This window comes from Protofrankia symbiont of Coriaria myrtifolia (assembly GCF_900634755.1).
GTDB lineage: Bacteria > Actinomycetota > Actinomycetes > Frankiales > Frankiaceae > Protofrankia > Protofrankia coriariae.
In genome coordinates, this window is sequence record NZ_CAAAFS010000264.1 from 1 (window position 1) to 6032 (window position 6032).

The 6032-nt window shown below is 73.3% G+C and carries 3 protein-coding genes; 1 reads left to right on the plus strand and 2 read right to left on the minus strand.

Going from position 1 to position 6032, the window contains the following annotated elements:
* Positions 1-137: 137 nt before the first annotated feature.
* Positions 138-1199 (plus strand): glutamine synthetase GlnII, encoded by a 1062-nt coding sequence (gene glnII, locus CM1CMNOD_RS14925; protein ID WP_013874431.1) that lies wholly within the window; start codon positions 138-140, stop codon positions 1197-1199.
* A 74-nt stretch (positions 1200-1273) separates the two neighbouring features.
* Here the strand turns inward: glnII and CM1CMNOD_RS14930 are convergent, their stop codons facing one another.
* Both CM1CMNOD_RS14930 and CM1CMNOD_RS14935 read right to left on the minus strand, forming a co-directional pair.
* A complete protein-coding gene (locus CM1CMNOD_RS14930) occupies positions 1274-4459 on the minus strand; it encodes a bifunctional [glutamine synthetase] adenylyltransferase/[glutamine synthetase]-adenylyl-L-tyrosine phosphorylase (RefSeq protein ID WP_013874432.1) in 3186 nt (1061 codons plus the stop codon).
* Positions 4460-4514: 55 nt separating this feature from the next.
* Positions 4515-6032 (minus strand): hypothetical protein (locus CM1CMNOD_RS14935; protein ID WP_165001728.1); only part of this gene is annotated, 1518 nt, incomplete at its 5' end.

Here is a 6032-nt window from a genome sequence, read left to right on the forward strand (position 1 = left end):
GTGGTGGAACGGCGTGGAAACCGGACCCGGCGAAGATCCGGACGGACCCTCCTGGCACCCGCGGCCCGGGTCGGAACAATCCGCAGGTGCGCGACGAGAAACTCCGCTACGTGCCATGCCAACCACGGGGAGTATGAGTGAGTTACCAGGCCGAGTACATCTGGATCGACGGCACCAGGCCGGAGCCCCTGATGCGGAGCAAAACCCGTATCGTTGCCGACGGCAAGGAACCGGACATCTGGGGCTTCGACGGCTCGAGCACAAATCAGGCGCCGGGATCCAACTCGGACTGCGTCCTGCGGCCCGTGTTCACCTGTCCGGATCCCCTGCGCGGCGGGAAGAACGTCCTGGTGCTGTGCGAGGTCGAACTGACCGATTTCACCCCGCACCCGACCAACACCCGCGCGTTCTGCCGCCAGGCCTACGAGAAGTACGCCGACCAGCAGCCGCTGTTCGGTATCGAACAGGAATACACCTTTTTCCAGCAGGGCCGGCCGTTGGGCTGGCCCGAGGTGGGCTATCCGGCCCCCCAGGGTCCCTACTACTGCGGTGTCGGCGGCGAGAAGATGGTCGGCCGTGCGATTGTCGAGAGACACACGCAGGCGTGCCTCGACGCGGGCCTCGCCATCGAGGGCACCAATGCGGAGGTCATGATGGCCCAGTGGGAGTTCCAGATCGGCGTGCTCCCGCCGCCCGCCATCGGTGACCAGATATGGGTCGGCCGCTGGCTGCTGCACCGGATCGCCGAGGATTTCGACGTCACCGTGTCGTTCGCGGCGAAACCGATTCCCGGCGACTGGAACGGTGCGGGCGCGCACACCAACTTCTCCACCAGGGCCACCATGGAAAGCTGGGACGCCATTGTTACCGTGTGTGAAGCACTGGGCACCCGCGTCCTGGAGCACGTGAAGAACTACGGGGACGGGATCGAGCAGCGGCTGACCGGTCAGCACGAGACCGCCCCGTACGACAGGTTCTCCTGGGGTGCTTCCGACCGCGGCGCGTCGGTCCGCATCCCGTGGGCGGTGGAGAAGGCCAAGAAGGGCTGGATCGAGGACCGCCGGCCCAACGCCAACATGGACCCCTACCTGGTCACCGGCCTGATCGTCGACACCTGCTGCAGTGCGCTGGCGGGCACCAGGCCGTCCCTGGCCATCCCGGGCCAGAAGGAGTCGCTGAACGCGGTCGTCACCGTCTGAGCTGCTACAGCAGCTTCACAGCAGCCTTGTAGCAGCCTTACAGCAGCCCCATAACAGCCCGTAGCAACCGACGGCTACCCGTCCGCGCCGGCCGGGTAGCCGTTGTCCAGTTCGCGGGCGAACACCGCTTCCACCACCGCGCGAGCGTGCGCGCCACCGCGCCGGTAGTCGCCCATCAGCGTCTCGGTCTGGTCCGCCGGACGGCCCAGCGCGCCGGCGACCTGGGCCAACGCCCGCGGCTGACGGGGCAGCACGTCCCCGGGACGCCCCCGGGCCAGCATGATCGCGTTACGGATGCGGGACGCCGTGGTCCACGCCTGCGTGAGCGTCGCGGCCTCGGCCGGGTCGAGCAGCCCGGCCGAGACCGCCGCGCGCAGCCCCGCGAGCGTGGACGTCGTACGCAGCGCGGGCACCCGGTGGGCGTGCCGCAGCTGCAGCACCTGCACGGCCCACTCCACGTCGGCGAGACCACCCGGGCCGAGCTTGAGGTGCAGGGTGTGGTCCACGCCCGAGGGGATACGTTCCGCCTCCATCCGGCCGCGTAACCGGACGAGCTCGGCGACCACACCGGGCCGCAGCGCCGGCGGATAGCGGATCCCGTCCACCCACGCGCAGAACCTCTCACCGAGGGCGGCATCCCCCGCGACCGGGCGCGCCCGCAGCAGCGCCTGTGCCTCCCAGCCCTGCGACCAGCGGTTGAAGTAGGCGGCGTAGCTGGCGAGGGTGCGGGTCATCGGCCCGGCCCGCCCCTCCGGGCGCAGCTGCGCGTCCAGGACGAGCGGCGGGTCGGCGCCAGCCGGCAGGGCCAGCAGCCGCAGCAGTTCGGCCACCACCGACCCCGCCGCGGCAGCGACTTCACTGTCCGTGAGCGAACCTCTGCTGTCGTCCACCGGCTCGTGGACGAACACGACGTCCGCGTCACTGCCGTAGGACAGCTCCTCCCCGCCGAGCCGGCCCATCGCGATCACAGCGATCCGCACCGGGAGCGGCCGGCCGGTCTCCTGCTCGAAGCGGCGTTGCGCGACGAACAGGGCCGCCTCGATCGTCGCGGCGGCGGCGTCCGACAGGGCCTGGCCCACCGCGGCGACGTCGAGCAGCCCGAGCAGGTCCGCGCAGGCCACCCGGACCAGTTCGACCCGGCGCACCGCGCGGGCCCGTCCGACCGCCTGCTCCCGGGCCGGGTTGCGGCGGGCGATCGCGATCAGCACCCGGACGAGCTGCTCGCGGCCGCTGGGCCGCAGGTCGTCGATGGTGCGCAGCAGCCGCACCGACTCCGGGGCGTGCTGCATCAGGTCCGCGACGTAGGTGCTCGCCGCCAACAGGCGGGCCAGCCGCTCGGCCGCGCCGCCCTCGTCCCGCAGCAGCCGCAGGTACCAGGGGGTGTGCCCGAGCGCCTCGCTGACCCGGCGGTAAGCGAGCAGGCCGGCGTCGGGATCGGCGGCGTCAGCGAACCAGTGCAGCATCGCCGGCAGCAGGCGGCGCTGGATCGTCGCGGTCCGGCTGACACCGCTGGTCAGCGCCTCGATGTGACGCAGCGCACGCCCCGTGTCGGCGAAGCCCAGGGCGGCCAGCCGGTCGCGGGCCTCCGCCGGTGTCAGCCGGACCTCCTCCGCGGACAGCCTGGCCACCGCCTCCAGCAGCGGCTGGTAGAACAACCGCTCGTGCAGCCGGCGGACGAACCGGGCGACCCGGGCGTGCTCGGCCTCCATCCGCTCGGCGGTGGCGAACCCGAGGGAACGGGCCAGCCAGCGCATCTCGGCCGGGTCCCGGGGCAGGGTGTGCACCCGGCGCAGGCGCTGCAGCTGCAGGCGGTGCTCGGTACCGCGCAGGAAGCGGTAGGCGTCGGCGAGGCCGGCGGCGTCCCGGCGTCCCACATAGCCGCCGCGGGCGAGCGCGTCGAGCGCGGGCAGCGTCGAGACGGCACGCAGCGTCGGGTCGGCCCGGCCGTGCACCAGCTGGAGCAACTGGACGGCGAACTCGACGTCGCGCAGCCCGCCGGGGCCGAGCTTGAGATCACGGTCGGCGTCCGCTCTGGGCAGGGAGCGTTCCACCCGGCGGCGCATCGCGCGCACGTCGGCGACGAAACCGGGCCGGGAGGCCGCCGACCAGACCAGCGGCCGCACCGCGGCGCACAGCTGTTCTCCCACCTCCCGGTCGCCGGCGATCGGGCGGGCCTTCAGCAGCGCCTGGAACTCCCAGGTCCGCGCCCAGCGCCGGTAGTAGGCGTCGTGGCTGGCCAGGGTCCGCACCAGCGGGCCGTCGCGCCCCTCCGGCCGTAGCCCCACGTCGACCTGGAACAGCGTCCCCTCGCCGGTGACCGCCCCGCAGGCCCGGACCATGCCCACGGCCAGGGATGTCGCCGTGCCCAGCGCGGCGGTCCGCGCGGCGCTGGTCGTGGCCGGCCGGCCGTCGTCACCGGGCTCGGCCACGAACAGCACGTCGACGTCGCTGACGTAGTTCAGCTCCCGGCCGCCGCACTTGCCCATGCCGACGACTGCCAGTCGGGCCGGCGGCGCCGACGGTGACAGCGCCGAGCGCGCGACCGCGAGCGCCGCGTCCAGCGCGGCCGCCGCCAGGTCGGCCAGCTCCGCGGTGGCGTCGTCGAGGGACACCGCGCCGGTCAGGTCGCGCGCAGCCAGGATCATGAGGGATCGGCGGTAGGCGACCCGTAACGCGTCGAGGACCTCGGTGCTGTCGCCGGCGGCCCGGGGCAGCGGCATGTCCGGGCCCGCCCCGACCGCGCGCAGCAGCCGCGCCCGCGTCAGGTCGGCGTCCGGTGGCGTCCGCATCAGGTCGTCGTCGGCGAGCACCCGCCAGTCGGTGGGATGCCGGACCAGATGGTCGCCGAGGGCGGCGCTCGCCCCGAGCACCGCCACCAGCCGGGTGCGCAGGCCGGGCCGGGTGCCCAGGACGGTGAGCAGGTCACGTCCGACATCGGCTGGCGCGGTCTCCACGATCCGTTCGAGCGCCGCGAGCGCGAGGTCGGGATTGGCGGCCCTGGCGAGTTCCGCCAGCAGGGCGTTGTCGTAAAGATCGCCGGACGGCGTGGCGGCACCGGCGGCACCGGCGGCACCGGACGGACGCTCGTCGTCGTGGTCGACCAGGCCGAGCCGGCGGACCGTGACGGCGAACCTGTCCACGTTGGTGAAGCCCATCCGGGCCAGTTGCGCCTGCACGGAGCTGCCCCGCGGGTGTGTGCTGCCGATGCTGCCGAGGTCGCCGGGCACCCGTGCCACCCCGGTCCGGGAAACGTCGCCCACCCGTCCATCCTGGCCCCAGGTTGCCCTGCCGGCGCCCCGGTCTCGGGGCGTCCGCTCAGCGCAGCCAGGACGTCAGGACGGCCCCGATCACGACGATCATGCCGAGGCCGGCGGCCAGCGCACGCCCCGGGCCGCCTCGCCCGATGGCGACCGCCGCCCGAACACCCGCGCCGGCCAGCCGCGACAGCAGGAAGACGATGCCGACCGCCGGGAGCACGAGGACGACGACGCCCAGCGCATCCGCGATCATGGCTGCCGGCTGCCCCGCCCCGGCGGCGTGCGCGACGAGCCCGGCCCGGTCCCGCACCGCGTCCACGCACCGGGCGACCACGCTCGGAGCGATCATGATGATGAGGACGAGGTTGGTGGCCAGCAGCGGCGCCACGACCAGCACCCATACCGTGATCGTCCGTTGCGCCCGGTGGGTGAGCGCCGCCACCCGCGGATCCGGGGCCTGACCGCTGCCCCGCTGCCGGCTCTGGCTCCGAGCACGGCCACGGGTCAGGCTGCGGATCCGGTCATGGTGACGGCCGCGGCGTCGGTGCCGTCCTCCCTCGGTGTGCGCCCACCGCCGGCAGCGCTCACGCGCCTGGTACAGCCGGGTGGACAGCACCGGCCCGATCCTGGCGAACAGGTCCGGGACCCCTGCGAGATCGCTCAGAATGTAGTACCCGTCCAGCCGGACCACCGGTACGAGCTGCTGGAACGCCTCCAGGTGGACGAGCAGGACGATGACGGCAAGCGTGTCCGCGCCGCTGATCGCGTAGGCGGTCCCGAGGCCGACGATGACGATCGCGTTGAAGTACACCCCGCCGAGGTCGGTGCGCAGCCGGCCGGCGCGGTCCAGCCGGTAGGCGTCGGTGACGTCGGTGTACAGGGCCGGCCACAGCAGGTAGATGCCGCATCCGATCACCCCCGGCCGGCCGCCTCCGTAGTGGCAGGCGGCGGCATGGCCACACTCGTGGAAGATCATGGACGCGAGCGTGCCGCCGAGAACCGTGAGGATGAGCGCCGGGCTGGCCAGCACGTGATGTATCCGCGCGTCGACACCGGAATCAGCGCCGATGCCGGTGCCGGCACCGGCCGAGGTGAACAGCGAGGTGAACAGCCAGGCGTCCACGATGACCAGGGCGGCCAGGACGCCGGTTACGACCACCGGCCGGAACAGCGGCGCGAGCAGGCGCGCGAGCGTGTCCACGGCCGGTTCCGGCACAAGCGTGCGACGGCCGGCGAGTCCCAGCAGCGGGGTCGCTCGGGGGGTCGCGGTGGCCCCGTGACCGTCCGCGATCACTCCGAGGGGGATCAGTTTCGTCGCCAGCAGGTACACGACGTCGTCCGCGCTGACCGCGCGCCCGCTGACCGCCCGGACCCGCCGCGCGATCGCGGGGATGTCGCGGCTGCCGTCCGCGGCGTCGACGATGTGCCGCAGCAGACCGGTGAGCGTGATGACCTGGCCGTCCCGCCGACGGGCCAGGAAGACCTGGCCGCGCAGGCCCGACCCGGTGAACTCGCCGAGCATCCGCAACCCCCCGGCGGCGACCGGGCGCTGGGGTACGGCCACCGCCGGGGCAGT